General features: G+C 50.9%; 24 protein-coding genes. 10 read left to right on the forward strand and 14 right to left on the reverse strand.

Translation table 11 applies throughout. The annotated features are described in order from the left end of the window. Positions 1–9: 9 nt before the first annotated feature. The 3 genes from E3E33_RS01515 to E3E33_RS01525 are packed head-to-tail and all read right to left on the reverse strand — an operon-like array spanning position 10 to position 4316. Entirely contained in the window at positions 10–1869 is a 1860-nt protein-coding gene (locus E3E33_RS01515) for a CpaF family protein (RefSeq protein ID WP_012572637.1), read from the reverse strand. 6 nt (positions 1870–1875) lie between these two features. After that, a complete protein-coding gene (locus E3E33_RS01520; protein ID WP_167711251.1) occupies positions 1876–2859 on the reverse strand; it encodes a hypothetical protein in 984 nt (327 codons plus the stop codon). An 11-nt stretch (positions 2860–2870) separates the two neighbouring features. Continuing rightward, positions 2871–4316: a DUF515 domain-containing protein gene (locus E3E33_RS01525; protein ID WP_206203307.1), complete on the reverse strand. Its 1446-nt coding sequence runs from the start codon at positions 4314–4316 to the stop codon at positions 2871–2873. 76 nt (positions 4317–4392) lie between these two features. On the opposite strand from E3E33_RS01525, the gene E3E33_RS01530 reads away from it, so the two are divergent. From E3E33_RS01530 to trm14, 3 genes are read left to right on the forward strand one after another with little or no spacing between them, the layout of a single operon-like run. Next, the gene (locus E3E33_RS01530; RefSeq protein ID WP_167711249.1) at positions 4393–4725 is read left to right on the forward strand and encodes a TIGR04076 family protein; all 333 of its coding nucleotides are present in this window, start codon (positions 4393–4395) and stop codon (positions 4723–4725) included. After that, positions 4682–5755: a GTPase gene (locus E3E33_RS01535; protein ID WP_167711248.1), complete on the forward strand. Its 1074-nt coding sequence runs from the start codon at positions 4682–4684 to the stop codon at positions 5753–5755. Before E3E33_RS01530 ends, E3E33_RS01535 begins: the two co-directional genes overlap by 44 nt. Before the next feature lie 6 nt (positions 5756–5761). Next, positions 5762–6859 (forward strand): tRNA (guanine(6)-N2)-methyltransferase, encoded by a 1098-nt coding sequence (gene trm14 / locus E3E33_RS01540; protein ID WP_167711246.1) that lies wholly within the window; start codon positions 5762–5764, stop codon positions 6857–6859. A 27-nt stretch (positions 6860–6886) separates the two neighbouring features. Here the strand turns inward: trm14 and E3E33_RS01545 are convergent, their stop codons facing one another. The 5 genes from E3E33_RS01545 to E3E33_RS01565 all read right to left on the reverse strand — a co-directional run bounded on the left by E3E33_RS01545 (position 6887) and on the right by E3E33_RS01565 (position 11685). Next, a complete protein-coding gene (locus E3E33_RS01545; RefSeq protein WP_240910605.1) occupies positions 6887–7405 on the reverse strand; it encodes a cell division protein in 519 nt (172 codons plus the stop codon). Positions 7406–7409: 4 nt separating this feature from the next. Next, complete coding sequence (locus tag E3E33_RS01550) at positions 7410–9122, reverse strand: OPT family oligopeptide transporter (protein WP_167711244.1); 1713 nt, start codon at positions 9120–9122, stop codon at positions 7410–7412. A 357-nt stretch (positions 9123–9479) separates the two neighbouring features. Continuing rightward, positions 9480–9806, reverse strand: a complete 327-nt coding sequence (locus E3E33_RS01555) for a hypothetical protein (RefSeq protein ID WP_048055107.1) — start codon at positions 9804–9806, stop codon at positions 9480–9482. Between the two features lie 34 nt (positions 9807–9840). Then, positions 9841–10518 carry a fumarylacetoacetate hydrolase family protein gene (locus tag E3E33_RS01560; RefSeq protein ID WP_167711242.1) on the reverse strand — a complete coding sequence of 226 codons (678 nt, stop codon included), beginning with the start codon at positions 10516–10518 and terminating at the stop codon, positions 9841–9843. Between the two features lie 12 nt (positions 10519–10530). Next, positions 10531–11685, reverse strand: coding sequence for a tryptophan--tRNA ligase (locus E3E33_RS01565; protein ID WP_167711240.1), 1155 nt, complete (start codon positions 11683–11685; stop codon positions 10531–10533). A 182-nt stretch (positions 11686–11867) separates the two neighbouring features. On the opposite strand from E3E33_RS01565, the gene E3E33_RS01570 reads away from it, so the two are divergent. From E3E33_RS01570 to E3E33_RS01580, 3 genes are all read left to right on the forward strand, one after another. Beyond that, positions 11868–13226, forward strand: a complete 1359-nt coding sequence (locus E3E33_RS01570) for an ATP-binding protein (protein ID WP_167711238.1) — start codon at positions 11868–11870, stop codon at positions 13224–13226. 212 nt (positions 13227–13438) lie between these two features. Further along, the gene (locus tag E3E33_RS01575; RefSeq protein WP_167711236.1) at positions 13439–14329 is read left to right on the forward strand and encodes a hypothetical protein; all 891 of its coding nucleotides are present in this window, start codon (positions 13439–13441) and stop codon (positions 14327–14329) included. Further along, on the forward strand, positions 14326–14751 hold the full coding sequence (locus E3E33_RS01580) for a hypothetical protein (protein ID WP_167711234.1): 426 nt from the start codon (positions 14326–14328) through the stop codon (positions 14749–14751). Before E3E33_RS01575 ends, E3E33_RS01580 begins: the two co-directional genes overlap by 4 nt. A gap of 87 nt (positions 14752–14838) precedes the next feature. Here E3E33_RS01580 and E3E33_RS01585 read toward each other — a convergent pair whose 3' ends face one another. Next, positions 14839–16248 carry an acetate--CoA ligase family protein gene (locus E3E33_RS01585; RefSeq protein WP_167711231.1) on the reverse strand — a complete coding sequence of 470 codons (1410 nt, stop codon included), beginning with the start codon at positions 16246–16248 and terminating at the stop codon, positions 14839–14841. 58 nt (positions 16249–16306) lie between these two features. Next, the gene (locus E3E33_RS01590; RefSeq protein WP_012572626.1) at positions 16307–17623 is read right to left on the reverse strand and encodes an SLC13 family permease; all 1317 of its coding nucleotides are present in this window, start codon (positions 17621–17623) and stop codon (positions 16307–16309) included. A gap of 144 nt (positions 17624–17767) precedes the next feature. Here E3E33_RS01590 and E3E33_RS01595 point away from each other — a divergent pair, with 144 nt between their 5' ends. From E3E33_RS01595 to E3E33_RS01610, 4 genes are all read left to right on the forward strand, one after another. Further along, positions 17768–18343, forward strand: a complete 576-nt coding sequence (locus E3E33_RS01595; RefSeq protein WP_012572625.1) for a winged helix-turn-helix domain-containing protein — start codon at positions 17768–17770, stop codon at positions 18341–18343. Positions 18344–18367: 24 nt separating this feature from the next. After that, positions 18368–18673: a DUF211 domain-containing protein gene (locus tag E3E33_RS01600; protein WP_012572624.1), complete on the forward strand. Its 306-nt coding sequence runs from the start codon at positions 18368–18370 to the stop codon at positions 18671–18673. Next, complete coding sequence (locus tag E3E33_RS01605) at positions 18674–19231, forward strand: transcriptional regulator (RefSeq protein WP_012572623.1); 558 nt, start codon at positions 18674–18676, stop codon at positions 19229–19231. A gap of 149 nt (positions 19232–19380) precedes the next feature. Continuing rightward, positions 19381–20757 carry an alpha-amylase gene (locus tag E3E33_RS01610; protein WP_167711229.1) on the forward strand — a complete coding sequence of 459 codons (1377 nt, stop codon included), beginning with the start codon at positions 19381–19383 and terminating at the stop codon, positions 20755–20757. 38 nt (positions 20758–20795) lie between these two features. On the opposite strand, the gene E3E33_RS01615 is transcribed toward E3E33_RS01610, so the two are convergent. From E3E33_RS01615 to E3E33_RS01630, 4 genes are all read right to left on the reverse strand, one after another. After that, entirely contained in the window at positions 20796–22238 is a 1443-nt protein-coding gene (locus E3E33_RS01615; protein WP_167711317.1) for an NAD(P)H-hydrate dehydratase, read from the reverse strand. 106 nt (positions 22239–22344) lie between these two features. Then, entirely contained in the window at positions 22345–23052 is a 708-nt protein-coding gene (locus tag E3E33_RS01620; protein ID WP_167711227.1) for a multidrug transporter, read from the reverse strand. Then, on the reverse strand, positions 23045–23923 hold the full coding sequence (locus E3E33_RS01625; RefSeq protein ID WP_167711225.1) for an ABC transporter ATP-binding protein: 879 nt from the start codon (positions 23921–23923) through the stop codon (positions 23045–23047). The genes E3E33_RS01620 and E3E33_RS01625 overlap by 8 nt, the downstream gene beginning before the upstream one ends. Beyond that, a complete protein-coding gene (locus E3E33_RS01630; RefSeq protein ID WP_012572617.1) occupies positions 23910–24467 on the reverse strand; it encodes a [protein ADP-ribosylglutamate] hydrolase in 558 nt (185 codons plus the stop codon). The genes E3E33_RS01625 and E3E33_RS01630 overlap by 14 nt, the downstream gene beginning before the upstream one ends. Positions 24468–24477: the final 10 nt, after the last annotated feature.

A 24477-nucleotide genomic window follows, 5' to 3' on the forward strand; every position in this document is an offset into this window, starting at 1 on the left:
TTATCACCCTTAAATCAGATTCCTAATCTGCCTGCTGGTTTCAACGTCGCTCTCAGCCTCAATCTTCTTGAATAACGCCTCTTCATCAACATAGAACTGCCTTATGTAGTATCCAACCTTCTCAATGCCCCTGATGCCCTGCTCAACCATCCAGTCAAGGATTATTTTCCTCTTTTCTTTTTCCAACTCCAGCTCTGCCATGCTCATTCCAGTGTGGTGGGCGAGTGCGTTGAGGGTCTTGCTCGGAACACCCGTAGGAACGAGCTCATCCTTGGCAGGATCATACTTGTACAACTTGTTCAGCTGAATATTTTCCCCTTCTACACCCGAAATCTCTGCTATCTCTGTTATCCTTCTGATGGTTCCCTTCTTCCTGCTGTGGAACCTGACCTGCATTATGATAATGTCGAGGGCTGGAATCATTATCTTAGGGACGTTCATCGGTGGACTCTCGAGACGGACTATAGTTTCCCTAGCAGAGTTAGCATGGATTGTGCCCATACAGCCATCGTGACCCGTGTTCATTGCAGTGAACATTGTTCTTGCCTCTGGGCCACGGACCTCACCAACGATGATTCTATCAGGACGCATACGCAGGGTGTTCTTAACGAGATCATCCATGGTTATTTCTCCCTTACCTTCAAGGTTAGGGGGCCTCGTTTCAAGACGCACCCAGTGTTCAACTGGAAGCTGGAGTTCCGCAGTATCCTCAATAGTGATGACACGCTCGCTCGGGGGGATGAACATTCCAATGGCGTTCAGGGTAGTGGTCTTACCCGAGCCAGTTCCACCGGCGACGAGTACGTTGGCAGGCTTGACTCCAAGACCATCAACGAATATCCACAGCAGAGATGCTATGTCAGTGCTCATAGTTCCGTACTTGATGAGGTCTATAATCGTGAGCGGATCTTTCTTAAACTTACGGATGGTTATGGTGGGTCCATCAAGACTTATCGGAGGTATGGTAGCGTTCACACGGCTTCCATCAGGCAAACGGGCATCGAGAAGAGGACTTTGCTGGTCTATCCTCCTGCCGACCTCTCTAGCTATGCGCTCGATTATGTTGAGTATCTCCCTGTCTTCGGGGAAAATTATGTTAGTCTTACACATATTAAAGCGCCGGTGCCAGACATAAACGGGTCTTTTGGTTCCGATTACCATAATCTCCTCAAGGTTGTCGTCGCGGACAAGCGGGTCGAGTTTACCGTAGCCTATCATTGACTGGACGATCATCTCAGTGAGTATCTCGATCCTACCCTCCGAGAAGTGTGGTGCATCCTCCTTTATCATCTTTCTGATGGCGTTCATGAACACCCGCCGGCGCTCTTCGGGGTCTGGAAATGCCGTAGGATCGATCTGAAGCTCTGTTATTGCCCTCTCCTTGATCCTCCTAAAAAGCTCCTCCTCATCGCGGGTGAGTTTGGGAAGACGAATCTCATATATTGGAACTGGCTCTCCCTTAACCTTGAGAATACGGACGTTGCCATAGGCATCGAGGACCTCAGCCCTTCCGGCATAGGTTGTCTCCTCTTTACTGGCGGATGAGCCAAGTATGTCCTGAAGTGTTGAAGGAGGCTTGGGTTTTGGCTTTTCAACAGGTGTGGGTTTTTTCTCCAGGGTATCCTTGGTGAGTATCTCCCCGAGGATATCAGCGCCAGTTGGTCTGCTATTCAGGGTATCCTCGGAAGAAGGCTTACTAAGGATTTCATCTAGATCAATTCCACCTTTCCTATCCACAAAAGGAAGCGACTCCTCTTTTTCTTTTTTCTTTTCATCCCTAAGCATGCTCTCAAGGAGATCATCCTCTCCGTTAAGTATCTCATCTATCCATGAGAGGCCTTCCTTCTTCTTTTTCTTCCCATCCAACACCAACTCTCACCGCCCCTCTTTCGTCCAGCTAACGTGATAGGTTATATCCACACTTCTCCCCATGAAGATTATCCAGACCGGGAAGTCGAATCCCGCCTGCTGGGGGGGAGTGATTTCAGGTGTTCCTACTGAGATACCACTTATCAGCGTGTTCGAGAGCTGGAACATTCCCGGAAGGGACGGAGCCGGTTGCGGCTGAGGAGTCTTCTGCGGTGAGGTGAGACCTTTGTATCTCCAGACAAAGTCCTCCATGTACTCTTTGTAGGTCATGGTATAGTTAGGTACGAAGTCGTAGGTCTTGGCACCATCGAAGATGACAGGTATCGATGCTGCGAAGAACGTGTTGAAAAGTCCGCCTTCGTTGGGAACGTTAGTGAGGCGGAAGGTGACCGTTCCGTCGTACTTAAGGATTTTAATGTGACCATCAACTATTGGAAACATACTTTTCAGATATACGACCTTGGGAGTGTTTATGAGCTGTGGGTATATAACACCACAGCTTATTACTGAGATATCATCAAGATCCCCTATAACGCCACTAACCTGACTTCCATTGTACTCAACAGAAGTTATCTTAGCCTGATCACCACAGACAGTTTGATAATTCACAGTTGGGACGATGTAGGAGTAGTGGGAGGTTATCCTGAAGTTCACAACAACCGTTTCATAGGGCATTATCCAAAAGCCAGTGTAATAGTTGAGGGTCGTCCTCTGGATGTTTGAGAGGTTATGAATTACACTATCCCCAAGGAAAAATGCCTTCATCGCCTCACTGTTGTCGAGCCTGTAAACTGTGAAGTCATAGCGCGGATTGACCACTATAAACTTCGGGAAAGAGGCCGTGTTGACTATGGTGACATTCAGGTCTATCATTACCTGTCCCAGTATACCGATGTTGTTGTAGGTGTCCCCGGGAAGAGTGTAGGTCGCTGCACTAACTAGAGACGAAGCTAACAAAAGAATAAAGAGAGATACTGCAAGGCGCTTCATGGTTAATCACCTCAGCTCGCGACCTTCGCTATGTAGAGGTACTGCTGGTTGGAGAGTATGTCTGGTACGAAGATTGACGGAACTCTAACGATGACGAGGAACTGGGTGTTCGGATCGAGCACGAGCATGCCCGACTCCTTCTCCAGGTCGACTATCTCCCATCCATATGCCCTGAGCTGCTCTTTAACATCCTCGCTGGCCTGTATCTTTCCAGCTGCTATCGCCTTGAGTATCTCAGTGAGGTCGACGGTGTAGGTGTAGCTCGCCGAGGCGCTCTGGGTGGCCGTCTGAGTGTTCGTGTAGATATCGCTGATGGCCTGACCGTTGGTTATTGAAGTGTCTCCCGGCGTGTATGTGGTCGTGTGATCCTCGGTGTACTGGGTTGAAGAGGAGCTGCTTGAAGAGCTGGTCTGGCTCTGGGCCTCGTTGACCGATATGGCTCCGACCTCAGTCGGTAGGAGGACGAGCTGGACGTAGCCCTCGTTCACTATCTCCTTGAACTGGGCGTTGGTGGCGTTCTTGGCGAATATCATTATCTTATCTCCCGGAACAAGGAAGGCACCGTTTATCTTGTCCCTCGAGAGAACAAGGGCAATGTCAACGAACTCAACCTTGTAAATCCTGTACTGGATGAGCTCCCCGTAATCCATTATTCCCCCAAGGATGGACTTAGCCTCAGTCTTTGTGACGATTCTCTTAGAGTCACCCTTCTGCAGTATAACGTTTTGAGTTGGCATGGTATCGATTAAGTAGTAGTAATAATCCCTCCAGAGCTCGAGAAGGTACGGTGAGGTTGTGATAGAGTTGACCTCCTCTATCGTGGTTGCGCTCGCAATCTGATCTTCGAGACTCTTCATAGAGTCAATAACCTTCTTTTTGAGGTCGTCGGGCAGAGGCATCGAGAGAAGCGGCTGGAACTCCATCTCTATACTCTTTATCTTTTCCTGTTTGGTCTGGTTAAGCTGCCTCTCGTATTCGAGACGCTTCTGCTCCGCGAGGTATGCCTGATATTCCTGCCAAGCCTTTGCATAGGCGGCCTTAACGTCTATTACGTTGACTTCATCAACGGACTGAGCAGAGTTAATCTCGTTTATGAGCTCTTGCTTAGTCTGCTGACCAATGGTACTGTTCATTATCTCTCCTTGGAAGTACTGGTTTACCTCGGCCAGCTTTTTGGCCTTAGCCTGCGATAGCTGCTCTGCCGCACGATTTTGAAGATAGACATATGCTCCAACAGAGATTACAAGAATGATAACGATGAGAATCGCAGCACCAGTAAGAATTCTCTTTCGTCTCTCCCTTTCCCTAATGCTCCCCACTGAACGGGGTTTTTTAGGGGGTTTTTTGACTGGGGGTTTGGCCATTTTAGGAACATCAGATTCCACACTGGCCTTACCTAGTTCCCTCAAACGGCGAATCTTCGCCTCGATATCTTCGGACACGTTGAGCACCACCATCAACTGTTATCATAATCAGCTTCTCATATCAAATAGTTTTTTGAACCTCAAGCTTTATTTAGATTTCGGTGGTGGTATGGAGCGGTTAGAGATTCGAGTAGTGGAAATTCGGGGGAAATGTCCCGTTTTTCGTTCCGGGGACAAAATTGTGATTGACGGCCCAACCATCAACCTAAAGGAGACAGACGCACTGTGCACCCATGCTCTTGCCTCGCTACTGCCGTACATAGTTGCACTGCGAAAGGGTATTAAGCCAAAAGAACTTGGGCTTGGTAGGGGAGAGAAAGCCTACGTGCAGTGCCTTGATCCTGGACCGCCCTACACAGACGGAGGGACGGTAATCTTTGAGATAACGGTGGTGCGAGATGAAGCAGAGAAAAGCTTGGCGAGTTGTGAGAGAGGTAATTGACGAGGCTGATATCATCGTCGAGGTAGTTGACGCGCGAGACCCTATAGGAACGAGGAACAGAAAACTGGAGAGACTCGTTCAGGAGGAGGGAAAGCCGCTCCTTATAGTCATGAACAAGGCCGACCTCGTGCCCAAGGAGTGGGCCGAGGAGTATAAAAGAAAGAGCGAGATTCCGGTCGTTTTTATCTCCGCCCGCGAGAGGAGGGGGACAGGAATTTTAAGGAGGGAAATCAAAAAGCTCGCAAAGGGCCTGCTGGACGAGCAGGATAAAGTCAAGGTGGCCCTCATAGGCTATCCCAACGTCGGCAAGAGCACGATAATCAACACGCTGAAGGGCAAGAAGGCCGTAGGAACAGCCCCTATTCCCGGCTACACAAAGGGAAAACAGCTCATAAGGCTGAGCAAAAAGATATGGCTCCTCGACAGCCCCGGAGTGGTTCCCATAGACGACTTCGACGAGCTAGTCATCAAAGGAGGCTTTCCCGCAGACAAGATAGAGGAACCAGTTAAGCCGGCACTGAAGCTCATCGGCAGAATCCTGGAGACGAGAAAGGAGGCGCTAACGGAGAAGTTTGGCATTGAAGACTTTTCCAGCGAAGAAGACATCCTTAGGGAGATAGGAAAGCGCAAGGGCATAATCAGGAAGGGCGGCGAGGTTGACCTTGAGGAAACGGCTCGCTGGCTCCTCCGCGAGTGGCAGACCGGAAGGTTCACCCTCTTCGGAAAGGAAGAGGAGAAAGGCCAAGAGTTCGTCTGGGACTTCGAGGATGTTCTTGATGGCATCGAGAAGGATCTGCTCCTCGACCCAAGGAGGATACTCTGGAAATACGGCGAAGAGCTGAGGGAAAAGCTTGACAACACGAAGCGGGTTGGAATACGGGAAATTGAGGGGTTCACCGTCGGCATTGCGACGGGCTTCAAGAAGTGCGACGGCGGAATAAAGCTCCTCGAAAAGCTCACCGGAAAGCATGTCCTTGCGAGTGAGTGCTTCGGGAAGAAGTGGAAAGGTGTCGTTGTGATAATGGAGTGATGAAGGATGAGACTGTTACTCACTACTTCTCAGGGAATTGAAGATTTAGCAAAGACCGAGGTAGAGAGCCTTCTCAGCCAGCTTGGAGTTCCGTTTCGGGTGGAGGAAAAGCCGCTGGGCGTAGAGGGTAGAGTCTTGGCCGAGGTAGGGGAGGCTTTTTACACCGACGAGAAGGGCAGAAAGAGGGAGCTGAGCGTTGCGACATATTTAAACGAACGCTCAAGACTGCTCCACCGCGTCATAGTTGAGATAGCGAGCGAGAGGTTCGAAGGAATAAGTGAGGACGAACCAGAGAGCGCGCTGAAGAGAATCGAAGACTTCGTGGCTTCCCTTCCAGTGGAAAAATACATCAAGGTCAGTGAGAGCTTCGCGGTTCGCTCCTTCAGGAAAGGAGAACACAAGATAACCAGTGTTGATATAGCAAAAACCGTCGGAAAGGCAATTTTTGACAGGTTGAGCAGATACGGGACTCCAAAGGTTAACCTCGACCATCCAGCGGTTATCTTCCGAGCGGAGCTGATTGGTGACGTATTCTTCCTCGGGATAGACACCACTGGTGATTCTTCCCTCCACAAGCGGCCTTGGAGAGTCTACGACCATCCAGCACACCTCAAGGCTAGCATAGCCAACGCACTCATAGAGCTGGTCAAGCCAGACGGTGGGCCCTTCATCGACCCCTTCTGCGGAAGTGGGACGATTCCGATAGAGCTGGCTTTGGGAGGCTACGGAGGCAAAATAATTGGCCTTGAGAAGTACAGAAAGCACCTCCGTGGGGCCGAGATGAACGCCCTGGCCGCTGGAGTTTATGACAGGATAGACTTTATACTCGGCGATGCGACGAAGCTGAGCGAATACGTTGAGAGCGTTGACTTCGCGGTGAGCAACTTGCCCTACGGCCTCAAAATCGGGAGGAAGAGCATGATACCAAAGCTCTACATGGAGTTCTTTGCTGAGCTGGCCAAGGTTCTTGAAAAGCGCGGCGTTTTCATAACGACGGAGAAGAGGGCCATAGAAAAGGCGATAGGGGAGAACGGCTTCAAGATTGCCCACCACAGGCTCATCGGGCACGGTGGATTAATGGTTCACACCTACGTTGTTGAATAGTGCAACAACAAGAAGAAAAGAAGGGAATCAGACCCTCAGGCTCTTGATGGCCTGGAGGGTCTCCTTCAGATCCTCGTAGCCAAAGCGCAGGTACTTTCTTCCCTCTTCCTCATAGCCGTCGGCGAAGGCGCTCCAGGCTCTGTTAAGGGCCCTCTCGCCCCTGCTGAAGACCGTCATTATGGTTCCATAGGTCATGAGGCCCTCTATCCTGAGGGGCTGGGCCTTCTCCGCGAACTCTTCGAGCTCCTCCAGTACGGCGGTGAGTTCACTGAGAACCTTATCCCTCGGGGCGTCCATTATGGCCTCGAGCCTTGAGAGACTCTCGGTGAGGAGCCTTTCAAGCTCCTTGACGCCGCCGGTTCCGCTCTGGGCAGCTCTGTGGAGCTCCTCTTTGGCACCCTGCCTTCTCAGGACTATGCCAACGGCCATGACGCCGAGCGAGACCGCCAGGCCACTCCACATTGGCGGTATCCTGGCAGCCGTGATAGCTCCCCCAACGAGACCAATGGTGAGTATGACGTTGCCTATGAGCTTCTTCATTTCCATCACCTCATGGGTGAAGGACTCCCAGCACGGTGAGGACCGCGAACAGGAGGGTCATCGCGGCCTCTCCCACCATCAGACCAGCCGCCACTGGGAGGACCTTCTCCGTAATGAACTCGTGTCCCTTCTTCCTCTTGGCGACCTCGTGGACGATACAGCCTATTCCGTAGGGAATGATGTAAAGCATCGGCAGGTACATCGAGAGTCCAACGAGGACTCCAAGTCCTGGAATGCCGCTCATCGAGAGGGCGAAGCCGAGGATTCCACCGGCGATGAACTTGTCCACCGGGACGTTTCCTCCGAGGATAGCCTCGACCATCGACTTGAGGGCCATTGCCTGCGGCGCCGGAACCATCTCGTTTCCTATTCCGTAGGCCTTCCAGATGAGACCGACGACGGTCAGGGCTATTATCGGTCCTATCCAGGCTGTGAGGAGCTCGACCTTCTGCTGCTTTGATGGAATGCCTCCGACGAGGTGGCCCGTCTTGAGGTCCTGCATCATATCGGCCGCTCCAGAGATAGCGACTCCGACGGTGGCGCCAAGGAGTATGGTGAGCGGGACGTTCTTGTTAGTCAGGTAGAGGAGTATCATGACCGAGACGAGTGAGAGACCCGAGACTGGGCTCCAGTCGGTCATTCCAGTGGACATTGCAACGAGGAGCGAGGCAACGAAAATCCACGCGACGCCAACGAGTGCCGTGAGCAGGCTCCTGCCCAGGCCGAGGTCTCCAAGCTGGTAGGTCGTCACCAGCAGGAGGAGGAACGCCAGGACGATTCCAGCGTAGAGGTAGCTTATCGGCAGCTCCTCGTTCCTAGCCCTTGAGCCCAGCTTGCTGGCTCCCGCAATGCTCTTGATGGCAACGACTATGACTGGAAGCGAGAGTATGAGACCAGCTATGGAGCCTCCAAGGAGCATTCCGATACCGAGGGGCCTTGTCATGTTGGCGTAGACGAAGGAGCTTATCGCACCGTCGGTGACATCACTCGGAAGCCATCCAAGGGCCTTGACGAGTGGGGTTATGATGTAGTACGAGAGCACTCCACCGGCAAGGACTATGAGACCATTCCTTCCGGTTATGAGTCCCATTCCGAAGACCATAAGGGAGAGCGCTATTGTGAGGTTGACCCAGGAGGGCAGGTGAAGGATAGAGCCGAGGTCAACGTACTCCGGGATTATCTCCGGAAGGCCGAGGATGGGGAACTGCTGGACGAGATAGACTCCGGCACTGACTATCATTCCAAGGAAGAGCAATCTGGCCTTCTCGATTCCGCTTCCTGGGGTCTTGAGAACGGTAGCGACTGCAGTTCCCGTCGGGAACCTGAGGCGGTCTATCTCGATCATCTGCTTCCTCAGGGGGATTATGAAGGTGATTCCCAGTATGGCTCCAGCAGCCGTCGCGATGAAGAAGTATGGCATGTTGATTTCCTCGTTGAGACCCATTATGTAGAGCGCCGGTATGGTGAATATGACTCCAGAGACCGAGATGTTGACTGCAGAGGCTATTGTCTGGACGATGTTGTTCTCAACGATGGTTCCCTTCTTGAGCAGTCCCCTAAGGATTCCCCAGCCGACTATAGCGGCTATTGCAGAGCCGCCGGAGGTGAATCCCATAATCATTCCGGCGTAGGTGAAGCTCGCAGCCATGAAGGCGCCCCAGATCACACCGAGTATTATCGCAGCGGGCGTGACTTCGCGATAGGTTCCCTTTTCTCCACCCATTTCCAAACCTCCTGCACAGTTATGAACATTCATGTTCGCATTGGTACAAAGAGTTTAAGGCATAGATATTGCTTTTTTTGAAATATAAAGTTTGTCAGAACGCTAAAATTCAAGAACGAGAATTTAAAACCAATGAACAGCCAAATTAAGCCTTTATGACGGTTTTTGATATTTCATGAATAAGGACTCATCAGCAGCATGTTCAAATGGGCACCAGCGCACATTACGTTATTACAGTATCGAAGAATCTTTGAGGACAGATAGAACAAAACGAACGATGACCCGTCGGAGAAGAGAACTCAAAGCAACTTAGAAGAAATTCAAAAGAAAACGAATGAAAGTCGACTTATTAACCCCTCAGTGCCATATATTTAAAACGGCTTTTTTGTTGCCCGGATTGTGTATGATGAGCTTCCACTTTCCTTTGGGCAGCTCAATCACCATGTCTATGCGCTGGGTTTCTCCAAAGTCCGTCAAAACTTCACCGTCGTTTGATAATATCTTCACATCTGCAGGAATGTTGGAGTCAATCTTCACCGTTAGGTTAGAGGGGCCAGCGAAGACGTACTCCAGAGTTTCTCCAGAACCTAAGAACTTCGCTTTGATGTAAACGAACTTGGTCTCAACGCAGCCGGCAGAGAGAACCAAAAGCACAACGAGGAAAACAGCAAGGCACTCATCCACACAACCGGAAAGAGTTATGAAAGAAAAAAGTTTCTCAGCAAAGTATCGAGTCCTCCGCAATAACGTCCGCCTCTAAAGTCCCGATACCCTCTATCCACGCCTCAATCCTGTCGCCGTGCCTGAGCGGACCGACACCAGCGGGCGTTCCAGTGGCTATTATATCGCCAGGCTCAAGGGTCATCACGCTTGAGATGTACTCTATCAGCTCGGGAACTTTAAAGACCATCTCGCTCGTTCTGCCGAGTTGTCTGAGCTCGCCGTTTACCTTCAGACCGATTTCAAGGTCGCTGATGTCAAGCTCGCGCTTGTCCACAACTCTAGGCCCGACCGGTGCGAATGTATCGAAGCCCTTCGAGAGGGTCCATGGCATGCCGCTTTTCCTCGCTTCCGCCTGCAAATCTCTCGCCGTAATGTCGAGCAGTATTGTGTAACCGAGGACGTAGTCGAGGGCCTTCTTCGCAGGAACGTTTCTCGCGCGCTTGCCGATTATCACAGCAAGCTCGACCTCGTGGTCAACGCGCTTGCTCATCCGTGGGAGGACTATCGTTGAGTTGGGACCGATTAGAGCCGAGGGCGGCTTTAGGAAGAAGACTGGCCTTTCGGGGACGTCGCTCTCCATTTCCTTAGCGTGCTCTGCGTAGTTCTTGGCGAGCGCTATTATCTTGGTCGGCCTGATCTCGTAATAGGTGTCACGGAAGGGGAGACGGAGCAAGGGCGCACCCCCTCAGCCCTTCAGCGCCTCCGGAATGGCCTTATCCCACTGCTCCCTCGCCAGTTCACCGGTGTACTTGAACTTTTCGACCTTCTTCTCGGCCTCCTTGCGCTTCTTCTGGTGCTCCTTCAGGAACTCCTGCACCTTCTTTATGAGGTAGCGCTTGCACTGGCCGCAGAGAAGCTCGCCGTTTTTACAGGCGTGGTAGCGCTCCATGAGCTTCTTGTCGTCCTCTTCGAAGAATATCTCCAGCCACTTGAAGACGACGCACTTCTCGGGCTCCCCGCCCTTCTCGCGCTGCTCCTTTGCTGTCGCCCTCCCTCCGGTGAGGGCGTACTTCCATATCTTCCCGCCGACCTCTTCCGGATCGTCGGTTAGGTAGATGGCCGTCTCGGGCTTGCTGGCGCTCATCTTCCCTTCGAGGCCCATAAGTCCCGGCACGAACTTGCTGTGGATGGCTGCGGTCTTGTAGTAGCCAAGGCTCTCGGCAAAGTCGCGCTGGAGCCTCCAGTAGGGATCCTGGTCTATGGCCGCCGGAATGAGACAGCGCTTCTTCTCGAAGAAGGTCGGCGCAGCCTGGATAGCCGGATAGAAAATCATTCCAATCTTGCTCTGCTCGGTAAAGCCGAAAACGGCTTTCGCCATCGAGAAGTTTATCTTCTTGGCTATCGGAATGGCCATCTCGTAGATTTTGGTGAACTCGCTGTTCTGGAAGATGAATGTCCTGTCCGGGTCAAAGCCGACAGCTATGATGTCGAGGATGTTCTGATAGGCCCAATACTTGGTGTCCTCAAAGGTGAGCTTGTCCTTGAACAGGAACTTCTCGTCGTCGGTTATCTGGATGTAGAGGTTCACGCCGAACTTCTCCTGGAGCCATTTCGTCGCGAAGAAGGGTATGATGTGGCCTATGTGCATCGGCCCGCTCGGACCCCTCCCGGTGTAGAGGAAGAAGCCTTTTCCGCTCTCGTAGTCCTGAAGAACCTTATCGTAGTCCCTGTGGGAGAAGAAGAACCTCCTCCTGAAGTAGAGCGGTAGCTCGCTCTTGGTCAGCTGGGCGGTCTTCTCAAGCAGCTCGTCCGTCAAAGGACTCGTTCCAAATTCCTCTATCAGCTTGTTGTAGTCTACCAAACCCTCAACGTCCCATGGGGTAACCTTAAACTCGTCCATTCAAAGCACCTCCATTTCCAGTGGAAACGAAACTCAGGGCTAAGGCGGTCAAGAAGAGATCACTGGCAGAGCCAAAAACGACCACCGCGCATGGGAAGAGAAAGGGAAGAAGGGGATTTAAAGTTTTTGGAGAAGGACGTTCACTCGAAAGCCTTAAAAACTCTAATCACGTTTATATAATCATGCTTAGAGAATTCGTCAACAGAAAGGTTGAGCTTAAAACGCTCGAAGAACTCTGGAACAAAGAAGGGCTAACCCTCGTTTTGGTCTACGGGAGGCGAAGGGTTGGGAAAACGAGGCTCCTTGAGGAGTTTTCAAAGGACAAGGAGAGGATTTTCGTCATCTTTGAGGACAAGCCGAGGGAGTACAACTTCAAACTCTTCTCAACCAAAATCTCCGAGTTCGCGGGATTCAGCGTCGAGGTTCATGATTTCCCCTCGCTGTTCGCTCTCCTAAAGAGGCTGAGCCGTGGGAGGATACTACTCATTCTTGACGAGTTCTCATACCTAATCAAAAAAGACGGCGGAGTTCTCAGCGAGCTTTCAAGGGCCATCGAGGAGAACAGAGACCTGGACGCCCTGGTGGTTGTCTCGGGTTCCTACGTTTCCCTCCTGGAGAGGGAGTTCTTCAGCTACTCAAGCCCAATCTACGGAAGGAGCGACGCAAACATCAAAGTCCAACCATTGAAATTCAAGCACCTCTTCAAATGGTTCGATTCGAGCGTTGAGGACCTCGTGAAAATATACTCCGTAACCGGTGGAACCCCTAAGTACCTTGAATTCTTCGGCGGAAGGAATGTCGAGGAAGAGATAAAGGCCAACTTCTTCAACTCGTCCGCCTTCCTCTTCAGGGAGGCGAGGGCCCTTTTAAGCGAGGAGCTAAGGGAGCTATCAACCTATCTGGCAATCCTTGAGGCGATAGCAAGGGGCAACACGAGGGTCACACAGATAGCTAACTTCTGCTACATGAAGGAGAACCAGGTTGTGCCCTACCTGCGGGTTCTCGGCGAGCTCGGGGTAGTTAGAAAGGTAACTCCCCTCTTCGGGAAGAAGGGAATCTACGAGATAGCGGACAACTACTTCCTCTTCTGGTCGCGCTTTGTTAATCCCTACTACGAGGAGATTGAGGGGAACTTCATCGAGGCGGCAATAGAAGACTTCGAGGAAAATTTCAATACCTTCCTCGGAAAGCCCTTTGAGGGAGTCGCGGGGGAATTCCTGATTGAGGCGAACAGAAGAAACCTCCTGCCATTCAGATTCACGAAGATTGGCAGGTGGTGGCACAGGGGAGAGGAGATTGACCTGATAGCCTTAAACGAGAGTTCAAAGAAAGCCCTCTTCGTTGAGGTCAAGTGGAGCGATTTAACGTCGAAGGAAGCCAAGCGAGTCTTAAAACGCCTTGAGAGGAAGGCCGAACTCGTTGGGCTTGAGGATTACGAGAAGCACTTTGGAGTAATCGGGAAAAAGATTGAAGGGAAAGAAAACTTTGAGCTGGCCTTTGACCTAAGGGACTTTGAGAGCATCTTCTCAAAACAAACTTGACTCAGAGATTAAAATCAACGTCAACAGCTGCCAAGAAGGTTTTTACCAAAGCCAAAAACGATAACACAGCATAGAAAGGGAAAAGGAAAGGGAGTTTAAAGTTTTTGGAAGTCATGAAAAATCACGACTTTTGTGCTACTATTTTTAGTATTAAATAATAAACAGAAAAATCTTAAAAATAATTTAGCATATTAATATGTTGGTGACATCTAATGATTAAGCATAAAAAGACGTTAACATTATTGTGCATATTAGGAGTAATAATATCAAGTTATGCACTAGCGGCCCCCGTAGGAACTAAATGGTCCAAAGTTAACCATGAGGACTTTGGATCGTACGTTATATACAACAGCGCAGTACTAGAATACAGCGGGTATTTTGTCGGATATGAGGATGATTACTTCTACATACTAAGCAGTCAGACTGACAAGAAAGTTCTTGGTGCTTGGCCACATCCAGGAATAGATTATTACTTTGCCGACGTCATAGGTGATTTGCTAGAGATAGCAGCTTCCAAATTATTCTGGGAAGCAGGCATTGTAATATCTGCGGCAGAAATAGCCAAGGAAATGAAGCAAGGCATAGACGAGTTTCTAAACGGAGACAAAACTATGGATGGCAGTCTAACAGCCGAATGGGACTTAGGTCCAGTTGGAGAGTCAAAATGTTCCCATTATCTAAAATTCTGGGTAGATACAGAAACAAACAAGCTCATAGAATTTTCAGTGAAAGATAGAGTCTATGGGGCGTATAATTCCAATGAGTTTGCAGAAGTAGCATTTGACGTCATGATAGATGTCTTTCCAAGTTCTGGAGACCCAGAAGTAATATCAATACAAAGCACAACGGATAGAGTCCTAAATAAAATAATCAACGTCTATTATCGGATACGATATCATGGAGACATAACAAAATTCTACATTACATATAATGGCCGAAGGATATCAGTTTACAAAATTAACCCAAACGCAATATACAAGTATAGTTCAAAGTTTGGATTGCCAAAATCGATAGCAGAGAAATTTAAAAAATCCGGAAAACCTGTCTATTATTATCCAGAACCCATCGGGATAAATGTAACGATCAGGGGGGATAACTCTTGAAAAAGCTTCTTTTCTTCTTTGTTATCTTTTTATTGGCCGCTACATATCTCTTCGTCAAAGTTCCAAAGTTCATTGATCACGAAGACTATGGAAAAGTGATAAATCATACGAGCACATCTTCTGCTGGAATACAAAACTGCTCCATCAATGTTGCCAAACTTGACACTATTGCAGATGAAATAACCTCAGAAAAATTTCCCAACATGACTAATTGTGGTCATACTGGTTGTTTCAACATAACAACCTGTACAGCAGTAGTTTTTATTCATACAGGATTCAACCAAAAAGTCTGTGTTAGCAACTACTCAGTTTACAAGGCAATTATCAACATGAGAAACTGGACCGTCATCTCTTTGGAAAACTCCAGTGGAGAAGAAGAAAAAAGCATTATTTCGAAATGTGGTTCGTATGTGGGGAAATAAACGGACATGCTGTTCTCAATGAAAACTATTAAATAGGTCCCGGGCTCGAAGATGTTAGAAAGAAGGAACGAAATACCAGGGGAGTGCTTAGAGCTTCCCGTTCTCCCTAAGCCACTCGCCGTATCTGACGAGGGCATAGACGGCATCGACGCCGTCCTCAACAGTCTCGTAGACCGGAACGCCTTTGAGCTCGATATTCCTTGCCATCTTGTGCGGATAGTCTCCTCCCGGGGCGACGAAGACTATAGGCTTGCCGTATTCCTGCATCTTTGCAACAGCATCAACGATTCCCTCGTCGAGAGCGGGGCTCTGGAAGAGTGCGATAACGACAAGAACGTCAACGTTCGGATCCTCAAGGGCGTAGCGCATGGCCCTCTCGTATCTGTTGGATGGGGCGTCGCCAATGACGTCTATCGGGTTCTTGTAGCTCATGTGGTGCGGGAGCTTGCCCTCCTCTATGTCCTTCCTAAAGCGCTCATTAGTCTGCTCGGTGAACTCGGCAAGCTCCATTCCACGCTCAAGCAGGCCATCGCTCATCATGACTCCAGCGCCACCACCGTTTGTGACTATGGCAACGCGATTGCCCATTGCAGGCTTCTGCATTGCCAGAGCCTTGGCGTAGTTGAAGAGCTGGCGCATGCTCTTCGCCTCGAGAACACCGGCTTGTTTGAAAGCTGCCTGGTATATGGCGTAAGAGCCGGCAAGTGAGCCTGTGTGGCTCGCTGCCGCCTTAGCTCCGGCCTCGGTTCTTCCACTCTTGAGGATTATGACAGGCTTCTTGAGGGTGACCTCTTTGGCAGTGTTAAAGAACTTCCTTCCGTCCTTGACACCCTCGATGTAGCCGGTTATGACGCCCGTTTTCGGATCCTCACCGAGATAGGCCATGAAGTCGCTCTCGTCAAGGTCAGCCATGTTGCCGAGGCTGATGAACTTGCTCATTCCTATCTTGTGACTTGCCGCCCAATCAAGAATGGCAGCCCCAAAAGCACCACTCTGGCTCATGAAGGCTATCTTGCCAGCGGGTGGCCTAGCCTGTCTTTCTGGAGGATTGAAGTTGCAGTCAAAGCCGTTCTCAAGGTTTGTGACGCCGAGACAGTTCGGACCAACCAAGCGAATGCCCCACTTTCTGGCTCTCTTAACAATTTCCTCCTCAAGGTCTGCCCTTCCGGCTTCCTTGAAGCCAGCAGAAATGACGACTGCGCCCTTAACACCCTTCTCGCCACACTCATCGATAACATCAGGAACAAACTTGGCCGGAACGGCGATAACTGCCACATCAATCTCATCGGAAATTTCCTTAATGCTCCTATAAACTGGGAACTTCTTTCCATTGACCTCTATTTCGCCACCCTTGACGTTGACAGCGTAGACCTTACCCTCATACTTGAGCGTTATCGAGCGCATTATCGCGTTTCCAACCTTTCCTGGAACATTTGAAGCGCCTATGACAGCCACGCTTTTCGGGTAAAACATGAAGTCCAGTTTTGGTGCCCCCATCTCATTCACCTCCGAAATTTTTTCGGTCAGTTCTATTTAAGTTTTCCCTCCCTAAAAATCAAAATGGATAGAGGAGGATTATCAGGAGGTAGAGCGCTATGAAGAGGGGAATTTCTATTATTGCTCCCGCCCTTATGTAGTCCATGAAGCTATATTCCCCAGGACCGAAGACTATTGTGTTGGGTGGTGTTGAAACCGGCGTCCAGAACCCTATTGATGAGGTCATCGCTATCGCCATTAGGAGCGGGTAGGGGCTTATACCAGCAGACTGGGAAATGCTCACAGCTAAAGGTGATAGTATGGCTGTTGTAGCCGTGTGGGACATGCTGTTGCCGAGAAGGAAGGCTATAACCATTATCGCCAGCAGGAGAATATAAGGAGAGTGAATATAGCCGGTGACGGCCTTTCCTACCATCTCCGCTGCCCCAGTTACTTCCATCGCCTTACTCAGCGGGAGCATTCCAGCGAAGAGGAAGACAGTTGTCCAACTGACGGAGTTGAAGGCCTCTTTAGCAGAGATTATACCAAAGGCCACCATGAGGACGGCCCCAAGTGCTGCAGCCGTCTGATACGGAAGGAGCTTGAGCATCATGGCAAGTATGGTCAGTACGAAGATGACTATCGCCAGCCACATTCTGTCATCCCGGACCTCTTCGAGTTCTGAGATAGCCCTCCCACTGAATGACGCTTCTGAACTCGGCAGAAACCTCCTTCCAACTGTTACCGCCAGGGCTATACCGAGTATCGTCAGAGGAAGTCCTATTTTTCCAAACTCAAAGAAGCCAAAAGGCTGAAGGCTCATCTCTTCTAAAACGCTATTGACTATTCCGTTGGGTGGTGTTCCAATGACCGTGAGAGTTCCGCCTAGCGAAGCAGCCCAGGCCAGCGGAAGAAGCATTCGCTTGGGACTTATTCCAGCCGAGCGAGAGGCAGCAACGACAATTGGCAGTAAGGCGACGGTGGTTGCGGTGTTGCTGAGAAAACCGCTGAGGATTGCCGTAACTATCATAATGAAGAGCATAAGACGAACCTCGCTTGTTCCGGAGATTCTGACGACAAGCTCACCGATTTTTTGAGCCGCGCCTGTCCTGAAGAGGCCTTCCCCTACCATGAACATGAAGAGGAACACTATGACCCATTTGTAACCGAAATAGGAGAAGGCCGTATTTGCGTCAAGAATTCCTGTTACGGAGAGCACCACGGGGACGAGGACGGCGGTAAATGCAATAGGGATTATCTCAGTGAAGAACAGAACAAAAGCCACACCAAGTAGAAGGAGAGACATTTGAGCAGACGTTAAAACCTTCGAGAGAACATAAAAACCCAAAACAACCGCCGAAATTATGATCCCATGGACAAGTTCCTTGCGCTCCATGCCACTCACCCATTGGATATTTTATCCGTAAATCTTATCAAGTGGAGGGCAGCCTTGACATATATAAACCTACCGCCGAAAGCAAAAGGGTTATATGCCATAACGTTCAAAGAACCGTTAGAACGTTTAAATTGGGTGGGAGCGATGGCAAAGATTAAAGTCATAACTGACCCAGAGATAATAAAATTGATGCTCGAAGATACGAGGAGGAAAATACTTCAGCTGCTCCGCAACAAGGAGATGACAATTTCCCAGCTCAGCGAGATTCTCGGTAAGACGCCACAGACAATATACCACCACATAGAGAAGCTCAAGGAGGCCGGTCTCGTTGAGGTCAAGAGGACGGAGATGAAAGGCAACCTCGTCGAGAAGTACTATGGAAGAACGGCAGATGCCTTTTACATCAACCTCTATCTCGGCGATGAAGAACTCCGCTACCTTGCCCGCTCGAGGCTCAAGACCAAACTCGAGATATTCAAGGCCCTGGGATATGAATTCGACGACGATGAGCTCCTTGACGTGATGGACAACATCCTCGAGAAGGAGCACGAATACAAGACCGAGATATCCAAGGAGATAGAGGTAAACGAGGAGAAGCTTAAGGACTTCTCCAACGAAGACATAATCCACGCCATAGAATGGCTGGCAATGGCCAAGATGGGCCGCGATGAGGAAGCGATGGAGCTCCTCAGGAAGCTCGGGAAAATACTTAAAAAGTGAGAGTGAAAGGAGAAGCGATGGACTATGGCAAAGGGGATAAGGCTTCTAGTTCTAGACGTGCTTAAGCCGCACCAGCCGATAGTGACAGAGCTGGCTTTGGGACTGAGCGAGCTCGAGGGGGTAGATGGAGTTAACATAACCCTCGTAGAGATAGATAAGGAGACGGAGAACGTCAAGATAACCATGGTCGGAGACAATCTGGATTACGAGGAGATAGTCAGGACTATCGAGGAGTTCGGCGGAGTTGTTCACAGCATCGATATGGTCGCAGCCGGGAAGAAAATCGTTGAGGAAGGAGAAACCCCTCAAGACAAGTTGGAGGAGTACTGAGTGAAAGGCGTTTTGATAATAACAGAACCCGAGAAGGTAAAAGTCCTATCAGAGGAGACGCGATTCAAAATCCTCCAATTACTAAGAGAGCGTCCAATGACAATTATCGAGCTTAGCAGCGCACTTGGAAAGGACAGAACAACCGTCTATCGACACGTGAAGATTCTCGAGAACGCGGGACTCATCAAGGAGCTCGACAATGACGGTAACGAGAGGATATACACCAGGACAGCGAGGCTCTTCCTCATAAAAGCAGACCCTGACGAGGTCATAGAAGAGTTCAGACAGGCCTATCTCCAGGTAGAGGCTGAAAAGCTCATCCAAATCCTTGAAAAAGCAGGCGCCAAAATAAAAGACCGAGAAAAACTAAAGCATCTCACCAAGACGGTGCTCAACGAAATTGAACTCAACTCCCAGCCTATACTCAAGAGAATATCCCAAGCCAAAGTGGATCTGACGGAGGTAGAGCTCTTCCACCTTTTCAACATGCTCGTTTTCCTCCAGAGCTGCGAGCTCTGCGAGAAAGCCAAAGAAGTAAAGAAGCTCGTGGAATTCTGAGGCTTCTTTTTATCATTCCCGATAAAACATGAAGTTTCATTTTCATCGCCCAGTGGATGAACGATTAGGTTCTCCAATGCACATTGGCGGCAAAGTTTAAATATTTCACCATCGGTGATATATTGTGAGCAGCTTACCCGGGTGGTAACATGGCCAGAAAAGCAGCCGTTGCAGTTTTGATGGCCATTCTGATTTCCATGAGCCTGTTTGCAGTTCCAGCCAGGGCGGAAACACTGGAAAACGGCGGAGTCATAATGCAGGCCTTCTACTGGGATGTGCCAATGGGTGGAATTTGGTGGGATACAATAAGAGCCAAGGTGCCGGAGTGGTCACAAGCGGGCATAGCCGCAATATGGCTACCTCCGGCGAGTAAAGGCATGAGCGGCAACTACTCCATGGGCTACGATCCATACGACTACTTCGACCTCGGCGAGTATGACCAGAAGGGAACGGTAGAAACGAGGTTCGGCTCAAAGGACGAGCTCATAGCCCTAATCAACACGGCACACGCCTACAACATGAAGGTGGTAGCTGACATAGTCATAAACCACAGGGCGGGCGGCGATTTAGAGTGGAACCCCTTCGTCAACGACTACACCTGGACGGACTTTTCTGGTGTTGCCTCAGGCAAATACACCGCCTGCTACCTCGACTTCCATCCCAATGACGTCAGCTACGCCGATGAAGGCACCTTTGGAGGTTTCCCCGACATAGACCACGACAAAGAGTGGAACCAGTACTGGCTGTGGAAGAGCAACGAGAGCTACGCTGCTTACCTCAGGAGCATTGGAATTGACGCCTGGCGCTTCGACTACGTCAAGGGCTACCCGGCGTGGGTGGTTAACTCGTGGCTGAGCTACTGGGGAGGCTGGGCCGTTGGAGAATACTGGGACACTAACGTCGACGCCCTTCTCAACTGGGCTTACTCCAGTGGTGCCAAAGTCTTTGACTTCCCGCTCTACTACAAGATGGACGAGGCCTTCGATAACAACAACATCCCCGCCCTCGTCGATGCCCTCAGATACGGCCAGACCGTAGTTAGCCGCGACCCGTTCAAGGCAGTGACCTTCGTCGCCAACCACGACACGGACATAATCTGGAACAAGTATCCAGCTTATGCGTTCATCCTCACCTACGAGGGTCAGCCCATGATATTCTACCGCGACTACGAGGAGTGGCTCAACAAGGACAAGCTGATAAACCTCATCTGGATACACGACAACCTCGCGGGGGGAAGCACCGACATAGTCTACTACGACAGCGACGAGCTGATATTCGTCAGAAGCGGCTACGGAAGCAAACCGGGACTGATAACCTACATCAACCTCGGCTCAAGCAAAGCCGGAAGGTGGGTCTACGTTCCGAAGTTTGCCGGGTCGTGCATACACGAGTACACAGGCAACCTCGGCGGCTGGATTGACAAGTGGGTGGACTCAAGCGGCTGGGTCTACCTTGAAGCCCCGGCCCACGACCCGGCCAACGGCCAGTACGGCTACTCCGTCTGGAGCTACTGTGGTGTTGGCTGAACTCTGTTTTCTTTTCCTATTTAAAAAGACGAAGAAGATTAGAACTCCACCACCCATTTAACCGCGTGCGGCACCTTTTTGGCAACCTCCAGTGCGGTGAAGTTCTCGCCGAGCTCGTCCTTCACCATATCCCCAGCGAGGCCGTTGAGGAAGGCGCTAACGGAAGCGGCCCTTAGCGGCTCGTTGCCCAGAGCCAGCAGGGCCCCAACGAGGCCAGCCAACACATCTCCAGTTCCTCCGGTGGTCATTCCCCTGTTGCCGGTTCTGTTGTACTTCCAGGTTTTTCCGTCACTAATGACGTCGTAAGCACCCTTGAGCAGGATAACGCCGCCAATTTCCCTCGCCTTTGTCCTCACGAGCTCTGCTTTTTCCTGGAAGGAACCCTCGGGCCTGAGGCCAAAGAGGACCTTGAACTCGCCACCGTGGGGAGTTAGGACGAAGGTCTTGCCCTTGAGAACGCTCAAGTCCTCAGCTATGCCCTTTAGGCCGTCGGCGTCTATGACTAAAGGCTTTTCGCAGCGCTTTACAAATTCCCTGACGAACTCCTTAGTTTCTTCCCTTAATCCTATGCCAGGCCCTATGATGACGGCATCAGCCTTTTCTGCCAGTGCCAAGACTTCTTCAAGATGCTCTTTTGTGAGGTTCTTTCCTTCGACTGGCCTTAGAATAATATCCGGGTCGGCTATGCGCTTCGCAGGATATTCCGGCATCACTAAATAAACCAAGTCCACAAGATATGAAGCAGCTTTTGCCGCCAAGTAGGGCGCGCCGAAGTAGTCCTCGCTTCCGCCGATTATTAACAGCCTTCCGTTCTGACCCTTGTGCTCGCCCTTCTTTCTGAGTGCGAACTTCGCATCACCGGGGCCAACGAGGTGGTAGAGTTCCTTGGGATAGCCTATCTTAACCACAACGCGCTCGAAGCCATCATACTCCTCCTTGTCCCACTGGAATGTTACGGCGAAGTCGGCCTTAACGCGAACCGCAGATGGGTAGCCGCTTGGCAGGTCAACACTGACTATCTTGGCCTTTCCGGCGTATTCGTTTATCTTCTCGATGGCCGAGCGTATCGGCTCGCGCGGCTCGCCCTTTGTGCCGGCTCCAAGAAGGGCATCTACTATGACATCGAAGCCAGACAAATCGAGGGCCTTAATGTATGTCGAGTCCTTGAGGATCTTGATTCTCACGAAGTCGAGGCCCTTCAGGATTTCCCAGTTATGCTTAGCTTCCTCACTCCGTATCTTAGCCTCATCGCCTATGAGAAAGAGAGTAACATCGTTCTCGAAGCTGAGATGCCGAGCGGCAACAAAGCCGTCGCCGCCGTTGTTGCCAGTCCCAGAGAAGACGGCTACCTTGAGGCCTTTCCCAAACTTTTCCTCAATCGTTCTGGCAACTCCAGCGCCAGCATTTTCCATGAGCTGGAAGGGTGAGATTCCAAGCCACTTGGCGTTGATGTCCCAGATGTAAACGTCCTCGATTCTCATGGGCACCACCAGTGAAAACTCCGTCTTTGATGATAAAAAGGTAACACAAAGAGAGCCCCCTGCCCACCTATCCCGAAAACACCAGGGAATCCCAGAGTTAGGACAACTACTCCTCCCTGAAAATCCCCTCCCAAAAAGCCATCATTCCAGAGAGGGCAGCCCACATGAGCAGAGCGGCGAGGGAGAGCTTCCAGTAAGGCAGGGGCTCGTAGAGTGACCTTATGAGGTAGGCAACGGCACTCGTGGGGAACAGTAGTAAAGGCTTTTGGAGAACGCTCGGCAAGACCTCGACGGGATAGTAAACGGGCAGGAAGACCGTGAGGAGCGTTAGCGCTATGTTTGAGGCGCGTATAATAACGATGGGCTCCTTCAGCTTCACCCCGAGGTAAAGACCTACGAAGACGCTCCAGAGCCATAGCAGGGCGAGAGCCGCGAGGAGCGAGAGGACTTTGGGGAATGACAGACCTTCGAGGTAAGCCAAGGATAGAACCAGCAGAACCAGGTAAGGTAGCGCGGGAAGGCTCATTCCAATGGAGATGCCGAGTCCCAGTTTGAGTGGATGCACTGGGAGAGTCATGAGAATGTCGTAGAACTTCGAGCGGGTTTTAAGACCTGCCAACTCTATGGCCAGGTCAGCTATTCCGACGCCGGCGATAAAGCTCACCATCGCACCGATTAGAGCGTTCGGAAGGAGCCGTCCACCGCTGATGACTGTCAAGAGGAAGATAAACGAGAGCGGCTGAATCGCGAAGCTGATGAGAGAGGAGCGGTTTTTAGTTAAGGCCCTCGCGTAGTATTCCAGCATGCTAATCATGCTCCCACCCCAGTAAGAAGAAATCCTCGATTGTTAGTTCCTCCACCCTGAAAGGAACGCCCCTATCAAGGAGAAGGCCTTCAAGCTCCCTCAGCTCGGTCTCGCTCGCAGGGTAGACGAAGGTGTACCTCCCGGCGCGCTTCGATGTGAAGCCCTCCAGCTCAAAGCTCTCAAAGAGCACCACCTTCTTCCTGAAGTGCGGAAGGTAGAGCCTGGCTATTTCCTCTGGCCTCCCCTTCAGGAGAACCCGCCTCTTGAGGAGTATCACCTCATCGCATACCCTGGAGATCTCGTCCACGTAGTGGCTTGTTAGAAAAATCGTGGCGTTTTCGGACTTCTCCCTCAGAACGTCCCAGAGCTCGAATCTCGCAGAGGGGTCGAGACCAACCGTCGGCTCGTCGAGAAAGTAGAGCTCGGCGTCATAGGCCAGAACCATCGCGAGTAGGGCCTTCCTAGCCATCCCACCGGAGAGCTCGACCATCGGCCTGTCCGCGTAATAGATGTTAAGCTTTTCCAACCACTCGCTGGCCTTTGCCCTCGCTTCGCCCCCCGGAAGGCCGCGCATTCTGAGGTAGTGGTAGATGTACTCCCTCGGCGTGAGGGTGTAGAAGTGCGCTCTGACCTCCTGGGGCAAGAGGGCGATTCTCCTTTTGATTTCCATTGGCTCCTTTAAAACGTCGAAGCCAAGAACCCTCGCCGTTCCAGAGGTGGGCTTCAGCTGGGTGGTTAAGATTTTTATGAGCGTCGTCTTTCCGGCACCGTTGGGGCCTATGAGGCCCACTATGCCCCCATCGACCTCGAAGGTAACGTCTTCGAGAGCTTTAACCGTTCCGTAGTGCTTCGTCAGGCGTTCAACTTCAATGATCGCCATTTTCGAGCACCGCTCTGGCCCTATCATAGTCCCTCTCCGAATAGAGCACAAGGTAGACTTTCTCCAGACTCTTCGCTTCCTGTGAGAACTCTTCCACTGTCTCCTGGAAGGTTCTCACGACTCCCTCAAGGGGACAGCCGTAGATTCCCGCACTTATCGCCGGAAAGGCTATCGTTTTGACGCCAAGTTCCTCTGCCTTCCTCAGAGCGCCGAGTATAGCCTTCCTCAGCTTTTCCTTTTTATCCTCATCCCAGCGACCGCCGCAGTAGGGACCAACCGCGTGAATGACGTACTTAATCCCGTATCGCTCCAACCCCAACGCCGGTGTTACAACGACCTCGCCGTGCTCGATGGAGTCCTTCCCGAGCTGTTCATGCATCGCTTCCTTACTTATCCGTATATACTCACGAACATCACCGGCGGCCGCTTTGGCTATTGCGTAAGCAACGCCGCCACCGTGCTCCAGATAGCGGTTGGCTGCATTAACTATCGCCTCAGCAGGAAAGCGGGTAATGTCCCCCATAACAACCCCAAAGGAGACCATACCCCCCACC

The sequence above is a fragment of the Thermococcus sp. GR5 genome, from assembly GCF_012027535.1.
Classification (GTDB): Archaea; Methanobacteriota_B; Thermococci; order Thermococcales; family Thermococcaceae; genus Thermococcus; species Thermococcus onnurineus.

What these genes read in the sequence shown, in the direction of transcription:
- E3E33_RS01590 (WP_012572626.1), bottom strand. Translation starts at nt 17,623, where the DNA reads ATGGAGCGCAAGGAACTTGTCCATGGGATCATAATTTCGGCGGTTGTT.
- E3E33_RS01520 (WP_167711251.1), bottom strand. Translation starts at nt 2,859, where the DNA reads ATGAAGCGCCTTGCAGTATCTCTCTTTATTCTTTTGTTAGCTTCGTCT.
- E3E33_RS01545 (WP_240910605.1), bottom strand. Translation starts at nt 7,405, where the DNA reads ATGGAAATGAAGAAGCTCATAGGCAACGTCATACTCACCATTGGTCTC.
- E3E33_RS01565 (WP_167711240.1), bottom strand. Translation starts at nt 11,685, where the DNA reads ATGGACGAGTTTAAGGTTACCCCATGGGACGTTGAGGGTTTGGTAGAC.
- E3E33_RS01585 (WP_167711231.1), bottom strand. Translation starts at nt 16,248, where the DNA reads ATGGGGGCACCAAAACTGGACTTCATGTTTTACCCGAAAAGCGTGGCT.
- E3E33_RS01575 (WP_167711236.1), top strand. Translation starts at nt 13,439, where the DNA reads ATGATTAAGCATAAAAAGACGTTAACATTATTGTGCATATTAGGAGTA.
- E3E33_RS01530 (WP_167711249.1), top strand. Translation starts at nt 4,393, where the DNA reads ATGGAGCGGTTAGAGATTCGAGTAGTGGAAATTCGGGGGAAATGTCCC.
- E3E33_RS01595 (WP_012572625.1), top strand. Translation starts at nt 17,768, where the DNA reads ATGGCAAAGATTAAAGTCATAACTGACCCAGAGATAATAAAATTGATG.
- E3E33_RS01625 (WP_167711225.1), bottom strand. Translation starts at nt 23,923, where the DNA reads ATGGCGATCATTGAAGTTGAACGCCTGACGAAGCACTACGGAACGGTT.
- E3E33_RS01610 (WP_167711229.1), top strand. Translation starts at nt 19,381, where the DNA reads ATGGCCAGAAAAGCAGCCGTTGCAGTTTTGATGGCCATTCTGATTTCC.
- E3E33_RS01615 (WP_167711317.1), bottom strand. Translation starts at nt 22,238, where the DNA reads ATGAGAATCGAGGACGTTTACATCTGGGACATCAACGCCAAGTGGCTT.
- E3E33_RS01620 (WP_167711227.1), bottom strand. Translation starts at nt 23,052, where the DNA reads ATGATTAGCATGCTGGAATACTACGCGAGGGCCTTAACTAAAAACCGC.
- E3E33_RS01525 (WP_206203307.1), bottom strand. Translation starts at nt 4,316, where the DNA reads ATGGTGGTGCTCAACGTGTCCGAAGATATCGAGGCGAAGATTCGCCGT.
- E3E33_RS01550 (WP_167711244.1), bottom strand. Translation starts at nt 9,122, where the DNA reads ATGGGTGGAGAAAAGGGAACCTATCGCGAAGTCACGCCCGCTGCGATA.
- E3E33_RS01630 (WP_012572617.1), bottom strand. Translation starts at nt 24,467, where the DNA reads ATGGTCTCCTTTGGGGTTGTTATGGGGGACATTACCCGCTTTCCTGCT.
- E3E33_RS01600 (WP_012572624.1), top strand. Translation starts at nt 18,368, where the DNA reads ATGGCAAAGGGGATAAGGCTTCTAGTTCTAGACGTGCTTAAGCCGCAC.
- E3E33_RS01535 (WP_167711248.1), top strand. Translation starts at nt 4,682, where the DNA reads ATGAAGCAGAGAAAAGCTTGGCGAGTTGTGAGAGAGGTAATTGACGAG.
- E3E33_RS01570 (WP_167711238.1), top strand. Translation starts at nt 11,868, where the DNA reads ATGCTTAGAGAATTCGTCAACAGAAAGGTTGAGCTTAAAACGCTCGAA.
- trm14 (WP_167711246.1), top strand. Translation starts at nt 5,762, where the DNA reads ATGAGACTGTTACTCACTACTTCTCAGGGAATTGAAGATTTAGCAAAG.